16 protein-coding genes and 1 tRNA gene are annotated in these 19596 nt (G+C 64.2%); 3 read left to right on the top strand and 14 right to left on the bottom strand.

The annotated features are described in order from the left end of the window. Positions 1-29: 29 nt before the first annotated feature. The 6 genes from AB2L51_RS11285 to AB2L51_RS11260 are packed head-to-tail and all read right to left on the bottom strand — an operon-like array spanning position 30 to position 5730. Entirely contained in the window at positions 30-1217 is a 1188-nt protein-coding gene (locus AB2L51_RS11285) for a glycosyltransferase family 4 protein (protein ID WP_395582602.1), read from the bottom strand. Positions 1218-1224: 7 nt separating this feature from the next. Further along, positions 1225-1884 carry a glutathione S-transferase gene (locus AB2L51_RS11280; protein WP_395582601.1) on the bottom strand — a complete coding sequence of 220 codons (660 nt, stop codon included), beginning with the start codon at positions 1882-1884 and terminating at the stop codon, positions 1225-1227. 21 nt (positions 1885-1905) lie between these two features. Continuing rightward, entirely contained in the window at positions 1906-2988 is a 1083-nt protein-coding gene (mnmA, locus tag AB2L51_RS11275; protein ID WP_395582600.1) for a tRNA 2-thiouridine(34) synthase MnmA, read from the bottom strand. Positions 2989-3015: 27 nt separating this feature from the next. Further along, positions 3016-3330: a ferredoxin family 2Fe-2S iron-sulfur cluster binding protein gene (locus tag AB2L51_RS11270; RefSeq protein WP_395582599.1), complete on the bottom strand. Its 315-nt coding sequence runs from the start codon at positions 3328-3330 to the stop codon at positions 3016-3018. A 56-nt stretch (positions 3331-3386) separates the two neighbouring features. Next, on the bottom strand, positions 3387-4571 hold the full coding sequence (locus AB2L51_RS11265) for a cysteine desulfurase family protein (RefSeq protein ID WP_395582622.1): 1185 nt from the start codon (positions 4569-4571) through the stop codon (positions 3387-3389). A 10-nt stretch (positions 4572-4581) separates the two neighbouring features. Beyond that, a complete protein-coding gene (locus tag AB2L51_RS11260) occupies positions 4582-5730 on the bottom strand; it encodes a cysteine desulfurase family protein (protein ID WP_395582598.1) in 1149 nt (382 codons plus the stop codon). A gap of 113 nt (positions 5731-5843) precedes the next feature. On the opposite strand from AB2L51_RS11260, the gene AB2L51_RS11255 reads away from it, so the two are divergent. Next, entirely contained in the window at positions 5844-6017 is a 174-nt protein-coding gene (locus tag AB2L51_RS11255; RefSeq protein ID WP_395582596.1) for a hypothetical protein, read from the top strand. Positions 6018-6207: 190 nt separating this feature from the next. After that, entirely contained in the window at positions 6208-6873 is a 666-nt protein-coding gene (locus AB2L51_RS11250; protein ID WP_166116585.1) for an alpha/beta hydrolase, read from the top strand. A 109-nt stretch (positions 6874-6982) separates the two neighbouring features. Here the strand turns inward: AB2L51_RS11250 and AB2L51_RS11245 are convergent, their stop codons facing one another. Together AB2L51_RS11245 and cysS are read right to left on the bottom strand one after the other, a co-directional pair. Then, positions 6983-7756 carry an RNA methyltransferase gene (locus AB2L51_RS11245; protein WP_395582595.1) on the bottom strand — a complete coding sequence of 258 codons (774 nt, stop codon included), beginning with the start codon at positions 7754-7756 and terminating at the stop codon, positions 6983-6985. Continuing rightward, positions 7753-9129: a cysteine--tRNA ligase gene (gene cysS, locus AB2L51_RS11240; protein ID WP_395582594.1), complete on the bottom strand. Its 1377-nt coding sequence runs from the start codon at positions 9127-9129 to the stop codon at positions 7753-7755. The genes AB2L51_RS11245 and cysS overlap by 4 nt, the downstream gene beginning before the upstream one ends. 141 nt (positions 9130-9270) lie before the next feature. On the opposite strand from cysS, the gene AB2L51_RS11235 reads away from it, so the two are divergent. Further along, a tRNA-Thr gene (locus AB2L51_RS11235) sits at positions 9271-9345 on the top strand. Positions 9346-9514: 169 nt separating this feature from the next. Here AB2L51_RS11235 and AB2L51_RS11230 read toward each other — a convergent pair. The 6 genes from AB2L51_RS11230 to tsaE all read right to left on the bottom strand — a co-directional run bounded on the left by AB2L51_RS11230 (position 9515) and on the right by tsaE (position 19517). After that, positions 9515-10837: a bifunctional folylpolyglutamate synthase/dihydrofolate synthase gene (locus AB2L51_RS11230; protein ID WP_395582593.1), complete on the bottom strand. Its 1323-nt coding sequence runs from the start codon at positions 10835-10837 to the stop codon at positions 9515-9517. 41 nt (positions 10838-10878) lie between these two features. After that, positions 10879-11784 carry an acetyl-CoA carboxylase, carboxyltransferase subunit beta gene (gene accD / locus AB2L51_RS11225; RefSeq protein ID WP_086647063.1) on the bottom strand — a complete coding sequence of 302 codons (906 nt, stop codon included), beginning with the start codon at positions 11782-11784 and terminating at the stop codon, positions 10879-10881. Between the two features lie 165 nt (positions 11785-11949). Then, a complete protein-coding gene (gene trxA, locus AB2L51_RS11220) occupies positions 11950-12276 on the bottom strand; it encodes a thioredoxin TrxA (protein ID WP_395582592.1) in 327 nt (108 codons plus the stop codon). A gap of 130 nt (positions 12277-12406) precedes the next feature. Next, positions 12407-15988, bottom strand: a complete 3582-nt coding sequence (gene addA / locus AB2L51_RS11215) for a double-strand break repair helicase AddA (RefSeq protein WP_395582591.1) — start codon at positions 15986-15988, stop codon at positions 12407-12409. Continuing rightward, a complete protein-coding gene (gene addB, locus AB2L51_RS11210; RefSeq protein ID WP_395582590.1) occupies positions 15985-19062 on the bottom strand; it encodes a double-strand break repair protein AddB in 3078 nt (1025 codons plus the stop codon). Before addB ends, addA begins: the two co-directional genes overlap by 4 nt. Further along, entirely contained in the window at positions 19059-19517 is a 459-nt protein-coding gene (gene tsaE / locus AB2L51_RS11205) for a tRNA (adenosine(37)-N6)-threonylcarbamoyltransferase complex ATPase subunit type 1 TsaE (RefSeq protein WP_395582589.1), read from the bottom strand. Before tsaE ends, addB begins: the two co-directional genes overlap by 4 nt. Between the last annotated feature and the right edge of the window lie 79 nt (positions 19518-19596).

The following is a 19596-nucleotide window of genomic DNA, read 5'->3' as shown; positions in this document are numbered from 1 at the left end:
AAAAACCTACCCCACGGCACACCGTAATCTTAAGGCTGCCCGAGTGCCCCTGTATCGGGCCAGACCTGCACAAGCCCTGCATGCAGGTCGTGGCGTCTGGTGCGGAGCACTGCACTATCAAACATCTGTGCCCGCACACGCCCGGCCTGCCCCATGCGGCTGCGCAGTTCGGTATCGGACATCAGGCGGTCAAGCACCTCCACCATGGAAGGCAGATCATCGGGGTTGGCGTAAAGTGCTGCCTGCCTCGCAACATCAGGCAGCCCCCCCCTGCGTGATGTCACCAACGCAGCCCCACAGCCCATGGCCTCCAGTGCGGCCATGCCAAAAGGTTCGGCCCACCGGCTGGGCACGGTCACAATGGCCGCGCGGCTCATGGCCTGCAAAACCTGCGCATGGGGCTGGTAGCCCACCATCCGCACCCCTGCGGCCTGAGCCTGCGCCTGTATTCTGGTCAGGAACTCGGTCTGGGGGGACATGCAGCCAAACCTGTCTGCCCCTATAATCTGCGCCTGCCATGTGGGGTAGCGGGGCAGCAGGATGGCGCAGGCCTGCACAAAGGCATCCACCCCCTTGTCTGCCACAACGCGGCCGACAAACAGCACAAGATTATCTCTTACAGGGGAGGGGGCTGGCAATGTGGCAAGGTCCAGCCCATTGGGCAGCACGCTGACATGCGCCTGCACGCCCTGCTCCAGAAAACGGTTCCGCAACCACTCGGACACCACCACAACTGCCACCCTGCGGGCCAGCAGCATGCGCTTACGGGCCGTTTTGATCAGGCGCATACCGCGCGGGTCATTGTGCAGCACCAGCACCAGCGGCAGGTAGGGAAAGCGCTGGCTTATGGCCCACGCCAGATCCGGGCGGTTGTGCACCTCCACCAGATCGGGGCGCAGCCTGCGGACCAGCCGCACCACGCCCGCCCGGTAACGCCCCGCATTGCTGAACGGGAACAGAACCGGCGGCACAGGCGTAAAAGGCACATCATCATACGGGCAGGTTGCGGGGGGGCTGCCCACCACCACTTCGCCAGCCCCGGCCATGCGGTGCACCAGCAGGGCTATGGCCCCGGCCTCATCAGGGGCAAAACTTTCACGCGGGGGCAGAACAGTCAGCACCCGCAAGGGGGGAAGGAACGCTGTGGGGGAACCACCCACCCCGTTGCCCTGCTGCGGGTTGCGCACGCTCATGCCCGCTCCCCCACTGCCCGCCATGGTGTGTTCAGGCCAAAGTTTCGTACATATCCAGTTGCCACTCCACCGGCTCACGCGCAGCAGCGGCGTACCATTCCACCATCAGCGGGTGGTGGCGCACGGCCTGCATGTAAGCCTGCGCCGTGCTGGAAAGCCCCGGTACATCATAGGATAGAAAACGGCAGACAACAGGGGCAAACATGGCATCCGCATTCCCCATGCCCGACCCGCACAGGAACGGCCCGCCCCGGCCTGCCCCTTCGGTCCAGATGGCGTTGATGCGCGCTATATCCTTGTGCACATCTTCGGCCACAGGCACGGCCAGCGGGCGGTTACGGCCCAGATTCATGGGCAGGGCAGAACGCACGGCCCTGAAGCCGGAGTGCATTTCCGCTGCCACCGAGCGCGCCCATGCCCGCGCGGCCCGGTCTTCCGGCCATAAAAAGGCGTGGTGCTCGGCACAGTATTCAGCAATGGAGAGCGAGTCCCACACCACGGCTCCCCTGTGTTCCAGATACGGCACGCATCCGTTGGGCGAGAGGGTTTTAAGGGCCGCGGTCTGCCCTGCACCGGCCAGCGGCACAACCTCCACCCCTACATCCAGCCCTGCCAGCCGCACACACAGCCAGCCGCGCAGGGACCATGACGAATAACGCTGCGTACCAATAACCAGACGACCTTCCACCATGTGCGTATACTCCTGTTCTGTTCAAGCCGTAGCCTGCTGGTCCATCCGGCGGATAAACCCGCCACCCAGAATACGGCTCCCCTGATAAAACACACAGGCCTGACCGGGGGCGGGCATGGCGGGCTCATCCAGCAGCACGGTTGCGCCATCGGGGGTTGGTACCACACGGGCCGTGCGCGGCTCTTCACGCGCGCGCATCTGCACCTTGCAGACAAGACCTTCGGGGGGAGGGTCCAGCAGCCAGTTGACATCCCGCACGGACAGGGAGCTGACAAACGCATGCGCACGCGGGCCAATAATAACACGCTTGCGGCCCGGCTCCACGCCCACCACCATCTGGCGCTCACCGTGCAGGCGGGCAGCGTTCCCCAGCCGTTTACTCTGGCCCACGGTAAAGCGCATCACGCCCTCATGCGCGCCCACAACATGGCCGGACTGGTCCACAATCTCGCCCGGACCTGCCATTTCGGGGTGCATGCGCTCCACCAGATCCACGTAGGAACCATCGCTGACAAAGCACAGGTCCTGACTGTCTGGCTTGCCTGCCACAACCAGCCCGTACCGCTCGGCCTCGCGCCGTACGGCCACCTTGTCTGGCATGTCGCCCAGAGGGAAGCGCAAAAAATCAAGCTGGTCGCGTGTTGTGGCAAACAGGAACCAGCTCTGGTCACGCGCCTCGTCCACCGGACGGTGCAGTTCCGCTCCCTGCGGGCCTTCCACACGGCGAACGTAATGGCCAGTGGCCATGGCATCGGCCCCGATTTCCTTCGCCAGTCCCAGCAGGTCGGTAAACTTGACGCCCTGATTGCATGCAACACAGGGGACCGGGGTTTCCCCCGCCGCATAGGCATCGGCAAAGCGTTCGATCACGCTATCCTGAAACCGGCGTTCCGCATCAATCACATAATGCGGGAATCCCAGACGGTCGGCCACGGCGCGGGCGTCGCGGATGTCCTGCCCCGCACAGCACGCGCCCTTTTTGGCCGCCCCTCTGGTATCATAGAGCTGAAGGGTCGCGCCCACTACCTCGTGCCCTTCTTCCAGAAGGCGGGCAGCCACCACGGAACTATCCACCCCTCCGGACATGGCAACAAGAATACGCATGGGCGGGTTTTCCTTCCCTTTTTGCTATCAGGCCTTGCTGGGCAGGCGCACAACCAGACCATCAAGGGCTTCGGTCATGACAATCTGGCAGCCAAGGCGCGAGGTCTTTTCCAGCCCGAATGCAAGGTCGAGCATGTCTTCTTCATCATCGGTCGGGGCTTCCAGCCGGTCCGCCCATGCGGGGTCCACCACAACGTGGCAGGTCGCACAGGCCAACGAACCCTCGCACGCGCCCTCAAGGTCCACATCGTGCTTATGGGCAATTTCCAGCACGGACAGGCCAACCGGGGCATCGACCGTGCGTTCTGTTCCGTCCTGCTCAACAAACGTCATCTGGGGCATTGGTTTTCATCCTGCCAAAAAATATCATGGCGACGGCGGCCTGTATGGTCCGGGCCTTAGGCTGCGGGTATGGGCCGCCGGGGTGTGGCCCGCACCTGCAGGGCAGCCTGTGCCAGACTGTCCGCCGCGCGTTCTGCTTCGGCGGTGGAGGTAAAACGTCCGGGAGACAGACGCAAGCTTCTTCCTGCTTCATCAAAACTCAGCCCCATGGCCTCCAGCACGTAGGAGGGGGCCAGTTCGGCCGAAGAGCAGGCCGAACCAAGGGAAACCTCAAGCCCGGGCATGACCGCCAGAACCGCTGCCGCACGCAGGTCAGGCGGCAGGCGCAGGCTGAAAATGCCCGGCAGGCGTGCTGCCTCCTGCGCATTGACCACACATCCGGGCAACTGCGGCCCCAAACGGGCCAGAAACACCGCCTGCACTTCGGCCAGATGCGCGCCATCACGCGCCATATCCGTACAGGCAATCTGGCAGGCTTCCCCAAATCCTGCCAGCAAAAAGCCCGGCAGGGTGCCAGAACGCAGCCCCCGCTCCTGCCCACCACCAGAGAACAGGGGGGTCAGGCGCACACGCGGACGGCGGCGTACAAACAGGGCCCCCGCCCCCTTTGGCCCATACAGCTTGTGGCTGGAAATGGAGGCCAGAGCCACGGGCAGGGCATGCAGGTCCAGCGCAATTTTACCTGCCGCCTGCGCCAGATCGGTATGCAGCAGCGCCCCCGCCTGCGCGACCAGCGCACCCAGCGCGGCAAGATCCTGCAGAACCCCGGTTTCATTATTGGCCGCAGCAATGGACACAACAGCCGTGGGGGCCCCTGCCAAAGCGCGGGCCAGCACCTCCGGCTCCACCTGCCCAAGGGGGGTAACCGGCAGAACAACCGGCTCAAACCCTTCATGCGCCAGATCCGCCACACTTTGCAGCACGCATTTATGCTCGGTCGCAACGGTTATGATCCGGCGGCGCGGGCTGCCCTGTGCCGCCAGATGCCGCGCCGCTCCCTTGATGGCAAGGTTATTGGACTCGGTCGCCCCCGAGGTAAAAACAATCTCGCGCGCCTCCGCCCCCAGCAGGGCGGCAACCTGAATGCGGGCATGTTCCACCATATGGGCCGCCCGGGTGCCGCTGGCATGGGTGGTGCTATGCGGGTTGCCGTTTTCCTCCGCCAGAGCGCGCAGCAGAACCGCCTGCACGCGCGGGTCGCATGGCGTGGTTGCCGCGTGGTCAAAATACAATGCCGCCATACCCGGCCCCCTATTGCGCCAGAGCCAGACCAGCCCCGGCCGCCATGCGTGCGTAACTTTGCACAAACCGTTCCACATCCGCCTCCCGCACGTTCCATGGCAGGGACACGCGTATGGCCTGCCCGGCCTGTTCCCCCAGCCCCATAGCCTCCAGCACATGGGAGAAGGCCACCTTGCCCGACGAACAGGCCGAACCTGCGGAAACACAAAGCCCGTCCAGATCCAGCCGCATAAGCTGCCCCTGCGCGCGACGACCGGGGAGAACAAGGGACGCCGTATTGCCCAGCCGTGGAGCCCCTGCGCCACACACCACGGCTCCTGCGGCCTGTGCTGCCTGCTCCAGCCGGTTGCGCAGGGGAGCCAGATCACGCGGGTTGTCCAGAGCATCACACAACGCTGCGGCAAGCCCGGCTATGGCGGGCAGGGGCTGGGTGCCCCCCCTGCGCCCCTGCTCCTGCCCGCCACCTTCAAACACCGGGGCCAGCGGCCTTGGGGCAGGCCCACGCAACAGCAGGGCACCGGCCCCTTTTGGCCCACCCATTTTGTGACCGGAGCAGGCCAGACTATCAGCCCCCAGGTCTTCCACATTCACAGCCATGCGGCCTGCGGCCTGCACGGCATCCACATGCAGATGCGCACCATACTGGCGGCACAGGCGGGCCACCTCGGCCATGGGGTGGAGCACGCCTGTTTCGTTATTAGCCAGCATGAGGCAGACAAAGACGGGAGCACCCGGCGCGCTCAGGGCTGCCTCCAGCAGGTCCAGACGCACCTGCCCGTGGCTGTCCACCTCCAGCCATGCACTGTCCGCCCCATCGGGCACACCCTTACGCACCGCATCATGCTCGGTGCGACCAACCAGAAAACGCCGCCCCTGCCCAAGCCCATGCATGGCCAGCACGTTGGCCTCCGTGCCGCCAGAGGTAAACACGCAGTTGAGCGGAGCCACACCAAGGCGATGCGCCACCGTGTTGCGCGCCTCCTCCAGCACGGCGCGCGCGCGCCGCCCCGCATGGTGCACGGAAGAAGGATTCCCCGTAAGGTCCGCAGCCTCCAGCATGGCCGCACGCGCCTGAGGCCGCAGGGGTTCGGTCGCATTGGCATCCAGATAGACGGGTTGGGAAAAATCCTTTGCCCTATCGTCTGTTTTGTCATTCATGCTTTTTTTCTACCCGTAACCATACCAGAACTGCGCTTTTTGCAGGCCGGCAGTACGGCCATTGTCACGATTTATGTGGAAATTCTGGCCCCCAAGCCGCTATAGAGTGCCGTATGGTCAGCACCACAGGGCACAATGGAGACGGCAGGCTGGAAACGGGTTTTCCCGCATGCGCAGCATTCACGGACAACAGCCCGCGTAATTATGCCTGCGTTTTGCGCAAGGTCAACGCCGGAGTGTGCCGCACACCCTTTTCTGGTCGTGGGACGGACACCATGTGTCTGTAATGCGCTCCTTTTTCCGTTTTCCCCCAGAAACGGAAAAAGGAGACAGGCTGACTGAGAATTAAAGCTTGCGGGCCTCTGGTTTGCCCGCATGTTCCGACCCGGAACGTGGCATCGTTCCCCGCCGGGGCAATTTATCAAACCCGGAAGCGTCATGCCCGCGGACGCCCTTCCCAGATCAAGCGGAACCTACATGCCTGAGGTTATGTTTGCCGGCCCGGATGGACGTCTTGAAGGACGTTATCACCACTCAAACGAGCCCAACGCCCCGCTTGCCCTCGTGCTGCACCCCCACCCGCTGCACGGCGGCACCATGAACAACCGGATTACATACGCCCTGTACCGCACGTTCGAGAACATGGGTTTTTCCGTCATGCGCTACAATTCCCGTGGGGTTGGCCGCTCGCAGGGGCGGTTTGACGGGGGCATTGGCGAAATTTCCGATGCCGCAGCAGCCCTTGACTGGATGCAGATGATCAACCCCAACGCCAGCGGTCTGTGGATTGCCGGGTATTCGTTCGGGGCGTTCGTGGGCATGCAGCTGCTGATGCGCCGTCCGGAAATTACCGGCTGGATCAGCATTGCGCCGCCTGCGGCCCATTATGACTTCGGCTTTCTGGCCCCCTGCCCGTGCGGCGGGCTGATGATTGCCGGTGGCAAGGATGACATGGCCCCCGAGCCCGCCATCCACAAACTGGTTGATAAGCTGAACACCCAGAAAGGTGTTGCAGTGGACTACCGCGTATACCCCGAAGCGGATCATATCTTTGCCAAACAGGCAGACAAGATTACCGCTGCGGTGGAAGACCACGTGACCCGCGCCATGAGACAGCAGCACATGGCGCTGGCCGCAGACTAACACCTGCTGGTATCCGGTGTGGGCTGTAACAGCAGGCCACACCCGTTAACCCCAACCCGCCGCATAATCTGCTACGGGTTGGGGCCAGACCGCCCGCCTTGCGGAGTGGTCAGTCCTCCGTACGGCGGGGGTGCGCCAGTTCGCGCACAACACCATGCAGGGTGCGCAGTTCCTGCTCCGTAACTTCCCCACGCGTAAAAAAGTGACGCAGGTTGCGGACCATGCCGGGGCGTTTTTGCGCGTTCCGCAAAAAGCCGCATCCGTCCAGCTCGCGCACAAGGTGGCCCATAAAGTTCTCAAGCTCACCTTTGGTGGCCACGTGGGTCTCGTTGGTCATGAGCGTACGCGGGGGTGTTGCGTCTGCCGCCATCCACCATTCATACGCCATGATCATGACCGCCTGCGCCAGATTGAGCGACATGAAGGTCGGGTTAAGCGGGTAGCGGATCAGCGCGTCCGCGCGTGCCATGTCCTCGTTATCCAGCCCGGCGCGTTCGGGGCCGAACATCAGCCCGACCCTGAGCCCGCGCTGGGTTGCCGCACGCAGTTCCGCCGCACCGCCGCGCGCGGTCATGACCGTTTTTACAATATGGCGCGGCCGGGGGCAGGTGGCGTACACATGGTGCAGGTCGGCTATGGCGTCATCCACACTGTCATGCACCGTGGCGGCTTCCAGAATCCTGTCAGCACCCGAGGCCGTGCGCCATGCCCGGTCCTGTGGCCAGCCATCGCGCGGGCTGACAAGGCGCAGGTGGAACAGGCCACCATTGGCCATGGCACGGGCCGTAGTACCAATGTTCTCGGCCATTTGCGGCCTGACCAGAATAACAACAGGTGTGTTGCCCAAAGGCTCCAGCGGCGCCCCGCCGTCCCGCCCGGTCATGCGCGCCTCCAGTTTGTGCCGTCTTTTGTATCTTCCAGTACAATACCCTGTGCCTGCAACTGGTCGCGCAGGGCATCGGCTCTTGCAAAATCCCGCGCTTTTCTGGCAGCCAGCCGCTCCGTTATCAGGTTTTCAATCGCGGCATCTTCCTCGGCGGAAGACTCTCCGCGAAACCACTGCCCCGGGTCCCCCTGCAACAGACCCATTAACGCCCCACCGGCTCTGAGCGCACCTGCGGCCTCGCGGTCCCCGCCCATGGCCTTGTTAGCCAGCACATGCAGCTCGGCAATGGCCCTGGGGGTATTCAGGTCCTCCTCCAGTGCGGCCAGTACGGTTTGCGGCACAGGGGCTGCGGGCACATCCGGCACGCTGGAGAGGGCGCGGTAGAACCGGTCCAGCGTCTTGCGGGCGTCATTCAGCCCGGCCTGCGTGTAATTCAGGGTGGAGCGGTAATGCGTGCCCAGCAGCAGCAGGCGCAACGCCTCCGCCGGAGCCTGCGCCAGCACATCGCGGATGGTCAGGAAATTGCCCAGTGACTTGGACATTTTCTCACCGTCCACCAGAAGCATGGCGTTATGCACCCAGTAATTGGCAAACTGGCTATGCGGAAAGCAGCACAGGCTTTGCGCGCGTTCGTTCTCATGATGCGGGAAAAGCAGGTCCGACCCACCGCCATGAATATCAAAACTATCGCCCAGATAACGGTGCGACATGGCCGAGCATTCAATATGCCACCCCGGACGCCCCCTGCCCCACGGGCTATCCCACCCCGGCTGGTCTGCATCTGATGGTTTCCACAGCACAAAGTCACCCGGCGCTTTTTTGTAGGGTGCCACTTCCACACGTGCGCCCGCTTCCAGCTCATCCGGGTTCCGGCCGGAAAGTGCTCCGTAGGAAGAGAACGACCCGACCGAGAACAGCACATGCCCCTGTGCTGCGTATGCGTGCCCGTTTTCAATCAGCCGGGCGATCATGGCCTGCATCTCGCCAATATTATGGGTCGCGCGGGGTTCTATATCGGGTGGCAGCACGCCAAGGGATGCCAGATCCTGATGAAACTCCGCCGTGGTGCGCTGGGTCAGCGCGCCAATATCTTCCACATTGGCGCGGGCACGGGCGGTAATCTTGTCATCCACATCGGTAATATTGCGCACGAATGTAACACGGGGATAGAGCGTGCGCAGCAGCCTGACCAGCACATCCGCCGTAAGCATGGCGCGCAGGTTGCCAATATGGGCCAGATCATACACCGTGGGGCCACAGTAATAGACCTTGATATGCGCGGGATCGAGCGGCTGGAACGGCACGGTCGCGCGGCGCTGGCTATCGTGCAGAAACAGGGCGGGAGCGGGGCTGGGGGAAACGTGCGGCATGTCCGCCTAGATGCGCCACCCACGAAAACGATGCAATATGTGTATGGGCCAAAAAAACCGCGATTATTCCAAAAAACAGGACTTGACGCTCTTACCCTTTTATCGCTTATAGTCCGGCCTTAGCGCGGAATACGTGCTTGTGCCCTTATAGCTCAGTGGTAGAGCAACCGCCTTGTAAGCGGTAGGTCTTCAGTTCAAATCTGAATGGGGGCACCATTCTTTCCCGTAAAAAAACTGTTCGCGCCTGACTACTCAGGCATTTGCCACTACTAGCAGCGCGGCAAATGGCAGTGTGGGCAATATACCCCGCTTTTTATACTGCACACGCCACAGGCCTGTTGTGCCTTTACCTGCCCGGCAACCACCGCCACCAGAGCGGCAGGTCTTATGTCATGACCCAGCCATCCTGCCGGAGCGCCACACCCGCCAGATACAGGCTGCCACAGATCAGCACGCGTGCAGGTTGGGGGCAGGTTGCCGCATTGGCCGCCAGTGCGCCCAGCGCGCGGGCAAGCGTGGGACCGGTATGGGCCTTGCCCCCCGATGCGTCCACAATAGCCTGTGCTGGCAGGGCCAGATGCTGCTCGGGCTCACAAATGGCCCACAGGTCATCCGCATAAGGCAAAATCGGGCCGAGAAAACCCGAGGCATCCTTGGTCTGCTTCATCCCCACCAGTATGTGCAGGGGCTGGTCCTTCCAGCGGCCCAGTTCCTGCGCCAGAGCGGCACCGGCTCCGGGGTTGTGCCCTCCATCAAGCCACAATTCCCATCCGGCGGGCAGCATGGCCGCCAGTTTGCCGTGCAGGCGCTGCATGCGGGCAGGCCATTGCACCTGCCCCACACCCTGCCATGCGGTCTGTGGCACATCCAGCCCGGACAGGCGCAGAGCCTCCACCGCCAGACCGGCGTTTTCCATCTGCCATGGGCCGATCAGGGCGGGCATAGGCAGCGCGAGCGTGCCTTTGGCATCGTTCAGGCACAGCCCGGCGGGTTCGTCCGCATTGCTCTGGGGGGGCTGGGGCGCAATCGTCCATTCCACGCCACGGCGGGCCAGCACCGCACCCACAGCCTGCGCCTGTTCCTGTAAAACCTGCATGACCTCGGCAGGCTGGCAACCCGTAACCGCTGGCACACCGGGTTTGAAAATACCTGCTTTTTCCCCCGCGATTGCTGCCAGAGAATCCCCCAGAAAAGCCTCATGATCGCGCGAGATGGAGGTTACAATACAGGCTGCGGGGTGTTCCAGCACATTGGTGGCATCGTACCGTCCGCCAAGACCAACCTCAATAATGGCCAGTTCCGCCGGGTGGCGGGCAAACAGCATAAAACCTGCGGCGGTCAGTACCTCGAACACGGTAATGGGTGCGCCATTGTTGATGTGCTCGATTTCCTCCAGCGTGGCCACAAGTTCAGCTTCGCTGACCAGCCTGCCTGCCACACGGAACCGCTCGGTTACATCCACCAGATGCGGGGATGTCATGACATGCACACGCCACCCCGCTGCCTCGGCTATGGCGCGCAGGGTCGCACAGGTGCTGCCCTTGCCATTGGTCCCGGCCACATGAATAACCGGCGGCAGCTTGCGCTCCGGGTGCCCCAGACGGGCCAGCAGAGCTTCCAGCCGCCCGAGGGAAAGGTCGATCAGCGCGGGGTAAAGATGGTTCAGCCGTTGCAGAACCTCCCCCGTGCGACCGGTAAATTCGGGCACCGGGGCTCTCTCCCCCGCCTGCACCTGACCCACGGAGGGGCTTACTCGGCTGCCGCAGCAGGTGCTGCAACGGGCTTGGGTGGGGGAGCCTTGACATCGGCCGGAGCATGGGTGAGCAGGCCGATCAGGCGCGACAGGGTTGCGGGCATATCCTTACGGGCCACAACCATGTCGAGCATACCGTGCTCAACCAGATATTCGGAACGCTGGAAGCCCTCGGGCAGTTTTTCGCGCACCGTGTCCTGAATAACGCGGGGGCCGGCAAACCCGATCAGGGCGTTGGGCTCACCGATCTGCACATCCCCCAGCATGGCGAAGGAGGCCGTAACCCCACCCGTTGTCGGGTTGGTCAGCACCACAATATACGGCAGGCCCGCATCGCGCAGCATCTGCACCGCAACGGTTGTGCGGGGCATCTGCATCAGGCTCAGCACCCCTTCCTGCATGCGTGCACCACCGGAGGCGGTAAACACCACCAGCGGGGATTTCTGCAGGATGGCCAGACGGGCAGCAGCCACAAACCGCTCACCAAAAGCGGCTCCCATGGTGCCAGCCATGAACTCGAACGCCATCACGCCCACAACGGCGTTATGCCCGCCAATGGTGCCATGCGCGACAACAAGGGACTCGTCCAGATGGCTCTTGGCGCGTGCATCCTTCAGGCGGTCAGTATATTTTTTCTGGTCCCGGAAGCCAAGCGGGTCCACTGGGGCCAGTGGCAGTTCAATACGGGTGAACTCACCATTATCGAAGGTCCATGCCAGCCGGTCATTCACCAGCACGCGCATGTGGTGCCCGCAATGGGGGCAGACATTCTGCGCCTTGCGCAGCTCCTTGGTCAGAACCATCTGGGAGCACGAATCACAGGTGGTCCACAGGTTATCCGGCACATCACGGCGCAGAAGACCGCGGATTTTAGGACGGACGTATTCGGTGATCCAGCTCATTTTGAACCCTGTGACTGCACGAGACTAACGATGCGGACCCAGCCCGCCTGCGTGGTTGCATTACGCGGGCGGCGCCAATCTGCCAAGTGATTATGAAAAAACGAGGCCATATCCACGCAGGCAGGCACGCGTTTGAACGTGCACCACCTGCGCGTATGGGGTGGCTTACAGCGCGCCTTCAACCCATGCCCTGAGCTGGCTTTTGGGCAGTGCGCCAACCTTTGTATCCACAACCTTGCCATCACGCACCAGCATAAGGGTGGGAATGGAGCGCACACCGTAGGTGTTGGGGGTTACAGGGTTGTCGTCAATATTGACCTTGGCAACCGTAACCTTGCCCTGCATGTCCTTGCCGATTTCTTCCAGTGCCGGGCCGATCATCTTGCATGGACCACACCATTCGGCCCAGAAATCGACCAGAACAAGGCCAGACGCCTTGAGCACGTCAGCATCAAAGCTGGAATCGCTGACAGCAAGCGTATGTTCACTCATGACATGTTTTCCTTAACTACCGGGTGCCTACGCACCCCATGCTGTCCTAGTTAACAGGTCTGCGGGCACTGCACAGGGTGCGCACCAGCAGACCGGGTTTAGCTAACACTTAAGGTGGCCTGCGCCGTGGTCAAGATGCCACGCCCGCGCAAGGTTGCGGAGCGTGCCTGTCCAGCAGGTGCTCCGGCAGCCGGTCGGCACGGGGCAGTTCGGTCCAGACCAGCACGCACACAACCTCCCGCCCCGGCCATAACCCGTGCAGCAGGGCGCGGTACGCCGCCATCTGGCGCAGGTACAGCACCGGTGTCTGCTCCACCGTGGAGGGCGCGTGACGACCACTTTTGTAATCGCACACAATAACCCGGTCAGGCATGACACACATACGGTCCACCTGCCCCACAATAACCTGCCCGCCAGCAATACCCGCCAGTCGCTGCTCCGCCCGGGCATGGGGGGCAAACAGGTCCACCAGTGCAGGCATACGCAGCACCGCCACAATCTGCGCGGCAAGCCGGGCGGCCTCCGGCGTGGACAACCCCGATGCCGGGCGGGCCAGCCAGTCCGTGGCAAGCTGCTCCTGCGCACTGGCTGGGTGGTCAGGCAGGAACTGCAAAAGCGCGTGCACCAGATTCCCCCTGCGCAGGGCCGCCTCCCGCGCCCTGAGCGGGGTAATGGCCGCCACATCCAGTGGGGAGCGCGCGGGCGGGAGCGGGCCAAGCATGGTATCATCCGGCCTGCTTGGGGCCAGTGGCCGGGCCAGCGGCCCTTCCACCTCCGGCAGGCCGGGCCGCCAGTACGGGGCCTGCCCCATCCAGCCGGGCAGCGGCGGGAGCGCAGGTGCATCCTGCACGGCAGACGCAACAGGGGCCGCGGGGGCGGACAGGCTGGCGGGGGCCCCGTGCTCCTCCAGCACCAAAATCCTGCCCGACCAGTCCCCGACACTCCAGTCGCGCGGCTGGGCACCTGCGCGCTCAAAACCAAGGCGGCAGCACTCGTACCAGCTTTCTGGCGGTACGGTGCGGCCGGGTTTCCAGCCACACACGATCAGCCTGTCCGCCGCGCGGGTCAGAGCCACGTAGAGCAGACGATTGTATTCCTCTATCGTCTTTTCACGCAGGGTTTCGTACAGGCTGCGGGTCAACCCGACCGACAGGGCGTTGCGCGGCACGTAAATGGGCACCTGCACCCCTGTTTTTTTATCCGTGCTCCAGAACAGCCTGTCCTCAAACCGGGGCAGGCCCACCGTATCGGGCAGAATAACCAGCCGGGCCTGCAACCCCTTGGAGCCATGCGCGGTCATGACCCGCACGGCATTGCCACCGGCCTCTGCCTCGCGCTTGACACTTTCCTGCGAATGTCTGAGCCAATGCACAAACCCCTGAAGGGAAGGGGGGTGCTGCTCCTGATAACGCAGCGCAGCGGAGAGCAGTTCGTCTATTGGTTCCGCAGCCTCTGGCCCCAGCCGCGCCAGCAGACGTGCCCGCCCGCCCTGCTGGCCCAGAGCCGCACACAGCAGTTCATACGGGGTAAGGTAATCCACCCGGCCAAACAGGGTGTTGAGCATCTGCCAGGCCTGTGTCCAGTCCGCCTGCTCCGCGTGGCGCTCGCGCAGAATGGTCCACAGGGGGGCACCGGGGGGACGCCCTACGGCAAGGGCCATCAGGCTGTCATCGGACAGGCCACCCAGCGGGGAGGTCAGCACACACGCCAGTGTCAGATCATCCTGCGGAAGCAGGAGTGCGGCGCACAGGGCCATAAGATCCTGCACCGCAAGCTGGTCGGCAAGGCCCGTGCGCACCAGTGTCGCCACGGGAATGTTGTGCCCTTTAAGGGCGCGCACCAGCAGCGGCACAAAGGAGGAGCGGCGCGGCACCAGCACCAGCACGTCCCCAGGTGTCAGCGGTTTTTGCCCCGGCTGGGGGGGGGCTGCCAGTTCGCGCGCAATGGTGCTGGCCAGCGCATCCGCCAGTTTTTGCCGTGGGCTCTGCCGGGTGGCGTTCACTGCGGCTGGCTCCCACGGGCTTATGCTGTCCTGCGCATCCTGTGCCTCCGCCAGAGGCCAGAGTTCCACCCGCCCCCCCTGACCGGGGCGGGCCGTAATGTGGCGCAGGGGGCGGCCCTGCTCCTCCGCCACGCCACGCGCGGCCTGTGGGTCGGCAAAAACCGCATCAACCAGTTGCAGGACCGGCGCTGTGGAACGGAAGGAGACTGTGAGTTCCGGCTCCCGCCAGGGCAGGTCCGCCGCCTGCGCGCGCTGTTTGAATGTAGCCCGCCATGCCCGGAACTCGTCAGGGTCCGCACCTTGAAAACGGTAGATGGACTGTTTGTAGTCCCCCACGGCAAAAACCGTTCTGGGGCCTTCCTCCGCCGCGTGTGCGCCTTCGCCTGCAAAAAACTCTTCGGTCAGGTCCCCTGCAATGCGCCACTGCTGGGGGGAGGTATCCTGCACCTCGTCCAGCAGCAGATGGTCTATGCCGCCATCCAGCTTGTACAGCACCCATGCGGCCCCCGGCTCACGCAGGAGCAGGAGTGTGCGGTGGATCAGGTCATCATACTCCATCTGGCCCTGCATGGCCTTGCGCTGGTCAAACATGCTGGCCACGGGGGCCGCCATTTTGAGCAGGGCCACACCAAGGCAGGCCAACTGGCGGGCGTTCATGCCCTCCTCCACCGCCAGTATGCGCTCGGCCTCCTTTTGCAGTGCATCGGCCAGATCGGTATATTTTTCCGCAAGCTTGGCCGAAAGCAGGCCACGGCTGCGCAGTTTGCCATCCTTGGTCAGCAACCCGTTGCGCCATACCGCCCATTGCGCCGCCCGCTCGGTGGGGGGCTGGGCCAGCCAGTCCAGCAGGGCGATTACATTGGTCCTGACTGTGGCCGATCCCTCCTCCGCCACGGCCCGCAGGCCTGCGCGCAGGGTAGGCTCAGCCGCAAACCCGGTGCAGGCGGCCAGCAGAAAAGCCTCATCGGGCTGCCTGAGCGCTGTTTCCGGCAAAGCCAGCACCCGGCACATGAGGCTTTCCGCCTGTTCGGGGTGAGCGCTTACACGTGCACGCACGGCCTGTGCGTGCTCATTGCGCCGCAAGATACCCGCAAGGGCAATAAAATCTCCAAGCCCGATCTGCCCGGCCAGCGGGGCCACCGTGCTGGCAGGCTGCCCGCCCAGAACACTCTCCACACAGCTCTGCAACGCCAGAGCCGCATCTGTTTCCTCCATGACCGTAAAATGCGGGTTCATGGCGGCTTCCAGCGGAAAACGCCGCAGGAGCGACTGGCAAAAGGCATGAATGGTGCCAATACGCATGCCACCGGGCAGGTCCAGCACCTCCGCGAACAGGGCGCGCGCCTTGCGCCGGGTCTGCTGGGTGCAGGGCACGGCCAGAGCGGCCAGCTCCGCATTCAGCCGGTCATCCGGCAGGGTCACCCACCGGCCAAGGCGGGTTTGCAGGCGAATGGCCATTTCCGCCGCGGCAGCCTTGGTAAAGGTCAGGCACAGAATGCGCGCAGGGTCGCTGCCGGGCACAATGTCGCCCCCCGCTTCCACCCGTGGCAGCATCAGCCGGAGCAGGCGGTCTATCAGCAGTTTGGTTTTGCCACTCCCCGCAGAGGCGGACACAAAAACCGATGCCGTGGGGTCGGACGCCATAGCCTGCTGCTGGTTGGCCTGCGCAATGGCGGCATCCAGCGCACCCTGAGCCGTATGGTGGGTCATGCTTCGGTCTCCATGCGGCCTGTATTCCATTCCGGCACACGGGCCAGACGGGCATAATCGGCAAAGCGTGGTTCCTGCCCCGGATGGGGGTGGGAGAGGTAGGGTTGCGTGGGCTGGTCGTACGCGGCAATGCGCGCCAGCAGGCGCTGCCATGTCTGTTCGGCCAGATCGGTCAGATTGTCATGCTCCTTGGAGGCTACGGCCACCTCCTCCCCCGGTTCGGCCCCGCCGGTCAGACGCCAGTAGATCAGCCCGGCAATGTCAGCCACATTGGGAGCATCGGCAAAGCCCCCGCGCAGCAGCATGGCGGCCTCCAGCGGCAGTTGCGGGCTCCAGCCGGACAGAACATCGCGCATGGCTGGCAGCATGCCGGTTTTGTAGTCCTGCACAATCACCCGCCCCTGCGCACCCAGCTCCACCCGGTCTGCCCGCCCGACAAGGCGGAACGGCCCCCCCGGAGCATCGGGGACCAGCACGCTGCCTGCAATTTCGGTCAGAATAGCCTGCGGCACACCGTGGGTTGCGCGGCGCTGCTGCTCCGCATGTGCAACCCATGCGGCAATGCGCTCCAGCCGGGGCGCCCACCATGCCTGCAAAGCCGGGCGCAGGGCCTGTTCGGCCAAGCAGGTTTTAAACACCTCCGCCAGCTTGCGCTGGGCATCTACCGGCCAGTCAACGCCGTGGGTTTTAACCCAGCGTTCCAGCGCGTCATGCACGATCATGCCGTAATCGGAGGCATCGGCCCCTTCCTCCAGTTCGGGCAGGGGCTCAAGCCGCAGGATATGGCGGGCGTAAATGGCGTAGGGGTCGCGCATCCATGTTTCTATTTCCGTCACGCTCAGGCGGCGGGGGCGCAGGGAGACATCCGGCGTGGGCCGGGGTGGGGCCACTGGCAGTGCCGGCCCCTGCGGCTGATCCAGCCGTGCAAGCCAGGACAGAACCGGATGCTCGGGCACACTGCCCCCCCAGCCGGCCAGAAAAGCATCCAGCCGGGTTAACCAGCGCGCAGGCACCACAGGTGCGCCATCACGCCTGCGGGCGGAGGACAGAACAACCTGTTCCGCCGCGGCCGCCATGGCAAAAAAATCGTGTGCCGCCTGCCCCACCGCCTGCTCGGGTGGGGGCAGGCCAACCCGCTTGCGCATGGGGCGGCTCATCCACGGCCCGGCATCGGGGGCGGGGGGCCACACCCCTTCGGACAGGCCACCCAGTATAACGGTTTCCGCCGTTTGCAGGCGCGCTTCAAACAAGCCCCAGATCAGTACGCGCGGGTGCAGGGCCTGCGGGTTGTTGCCCCGGCGGGTAGCAACGCGCTCCTGTGTCAGAACCGCCGTAAGCAACCCGTCCAGCACGGCGGGAGGCTGAGGGGGCAGCAGGGCGGTTGCCAGCATAAGCTCGCTCAGCCGGGAGGCCAGCAGGCTGCCGTCCTCCCCTTTCCACAACCGGGTGGCGGCGGGTTCTTCCTCCGTGCTGGCAAGGCGTTCCACCGTGGCAATCAGGGCTTCGAGCAGGTCGGGCACGCTGGCCTGATGCCGCGCCCCTTCCGCTCCGGCCTGTACCGCACCTTCGGCCTGCTCCCAGCCCAGAACAGGAGCCAGACAATGGGCCAGACGCTCCATAAAGGCAGGCAGGGGTTCGGGGCCAAAGGGACGGTCCGCGCTCTCGCCCTGCGTCATGCGCTGGCGGTCTTTTTCGCGCTCTGGTTCCAGCCGGTCCCTTACGGCGGCGCAAAGCCCCGCAAACCCCGGAGCGGGAGAAGGACCACGCAGCACCACACGCTCGAGCAGGCGGGCCGAGGCGCGGCAGACGCCCGGAGCCAGACCACACGCCACCAGCGGGTGCTTGAGCACGGATAAAAGAGCGACAGGCGCAAACTGGCTATCCACCATCTGCGCCACCAGCCGCAGCAGCACGGCGGGCGGGGTGTCCGCCAGAGTGGCCCCTGCGCTGTCATCGGCCAGAATGCCCCACCGCTCCAGCTCTGTGGCCACGCGGGCCGCCAGCCCACGGTCGGGCGTGACAAGGGCCACGCGGTGGCCGGGCTGCTCGATGGCGTTACGCATGACCATGCTGATGGCCACGGCCTCTTCCTGCTGGTCTGCGGCCTCAAACCGGCTGACATGGGCCAGTGCGACCGGACCGGACTTTGCCCAGTCATCCAGTGCGGCGGCAGGCAGCATCACGCGTGAGAGCACGGCCGCGCGTTCGGGCTCACCCCCTTGCGCGTTCCAGACCTGCACATCCTCCCGCCGGGCCTGCAATGCCGCGAGCAGGTGGCTCATGCCCGCCTGCGGGTGGCTGTCAGGCAGGGTGGCAAACACCTCCTCAGGCATGAGCGTGTCCAGCCCCGGCAATACGACCCTGCCCCCCGGACAGGACAGAATAGCCTGAAGCGCATTGGCCGTTGGGGACATGGCATGCGTAAACCCGGCCGCCCAGAGCGGAGCGGCGTAACCCTGCTCGCCCATGTTCCGCCACAACCGCGCCTGTGCGCCCAGAAGAGCCACCTGCCGGGCCACCGGATTGATCAGCCCCTGCTCCTGCAACCACACGGGCCATTGTGCGGTCACAATGTACAGAAAACCCAGAATGGTCTGCCAGTGCTGGGCGTAATCCTCCTGCACGGCATCGGGCAGGCGCTCGAGCAGGTTGACACCAGCCCATTCCGCCTCGTCCATCAGGTCAGCCAGAGCGCGGGCCAGTGGCCATGCCTGATCCAGCGTGGGGCGGGTGCCAAAGGCGTTATCGGCCTTTAAAACAAACAGTGTCAGCACGGCCAGACGGGTCATGGCTGGTACGGCGGGAGGCAGGGCCAGCGCCTCTGCCCCACCACAGGCGGACAGGCCCAGTTCGGTCTCGTCCAGAGCGCCTATGGGCATGATGCGGGGCAGGAGCATGCTGCGCCCATCCATACGCCGCAGGAAGGCCTCGGTTAACGCACGCGCGGCCCGGCGGCCGGGGAGCACAATGGTCCCCTCACCCATGGCCTCCGGGTCATGCCCGGCGGCCTCTACCCAGCGCGCAGCCAGATGGTCCAGAAAAGGCAGATGCGCTGGAATGGTTGCGAGCTTCATGCCCGGTGCTCCAGCAGTGTGGCCGGTTGCGGGGGAAGGCGGTCCGCCCATCCAGCCAGAGTGGCATGGCGGTTTCCATCCGCTCCGACCATCAGGATAATGTGCAGCGCATCGGGGGGGGTCATGTCCTCCAGCCGTTCGGGCCATTCCACCAGCATGACGCCCTCGCAGGCATCATCCCACCCCAGCTCGTCCAGTTCCTCCACACTGCCCAGACGCCACAGGTCAAAATGGTAGGCCGTAGCCGTAGGGGAGTCGTAGGCCTGCACCAGCGTATAGGTGGGGCTTGGCACCTCCATATCCGGTGCGGCGCAGAAGCTGCGCAGGAACGCGCGTGCGAACACGCTTTTGCCCGCCCCCAGCGGACCAGACAGCAAAATGGCATCCCCCGCACGGGCAAGGCCTGCCAGAGTTCTGGCCAGTTGTGCCGTATCGGCTTCGGTTTTCAGCAACATGACCGATTCCTGCTCCTGCTTCCGTGGCGGGCCCCGGCCCGTGTGTCAGATCACAGGATGAGCTTTTCCATATCATGCC

It is taken from the genome of Acetobacter fabarum, assembly GCF_040702925.2.
Taxonomy (GTDB): domain Bacteria; phylum Pseudomonadota; class Alphaproteobacteria; order Acetobacterales; family Acetobacteraceae; genus Acetobacter; species Acetobacter fabarum_B.
Note: the sequence above shows the minus strand (reverse complement) of the source record. Positions and strands in the feature narration are given on the sequence as shown.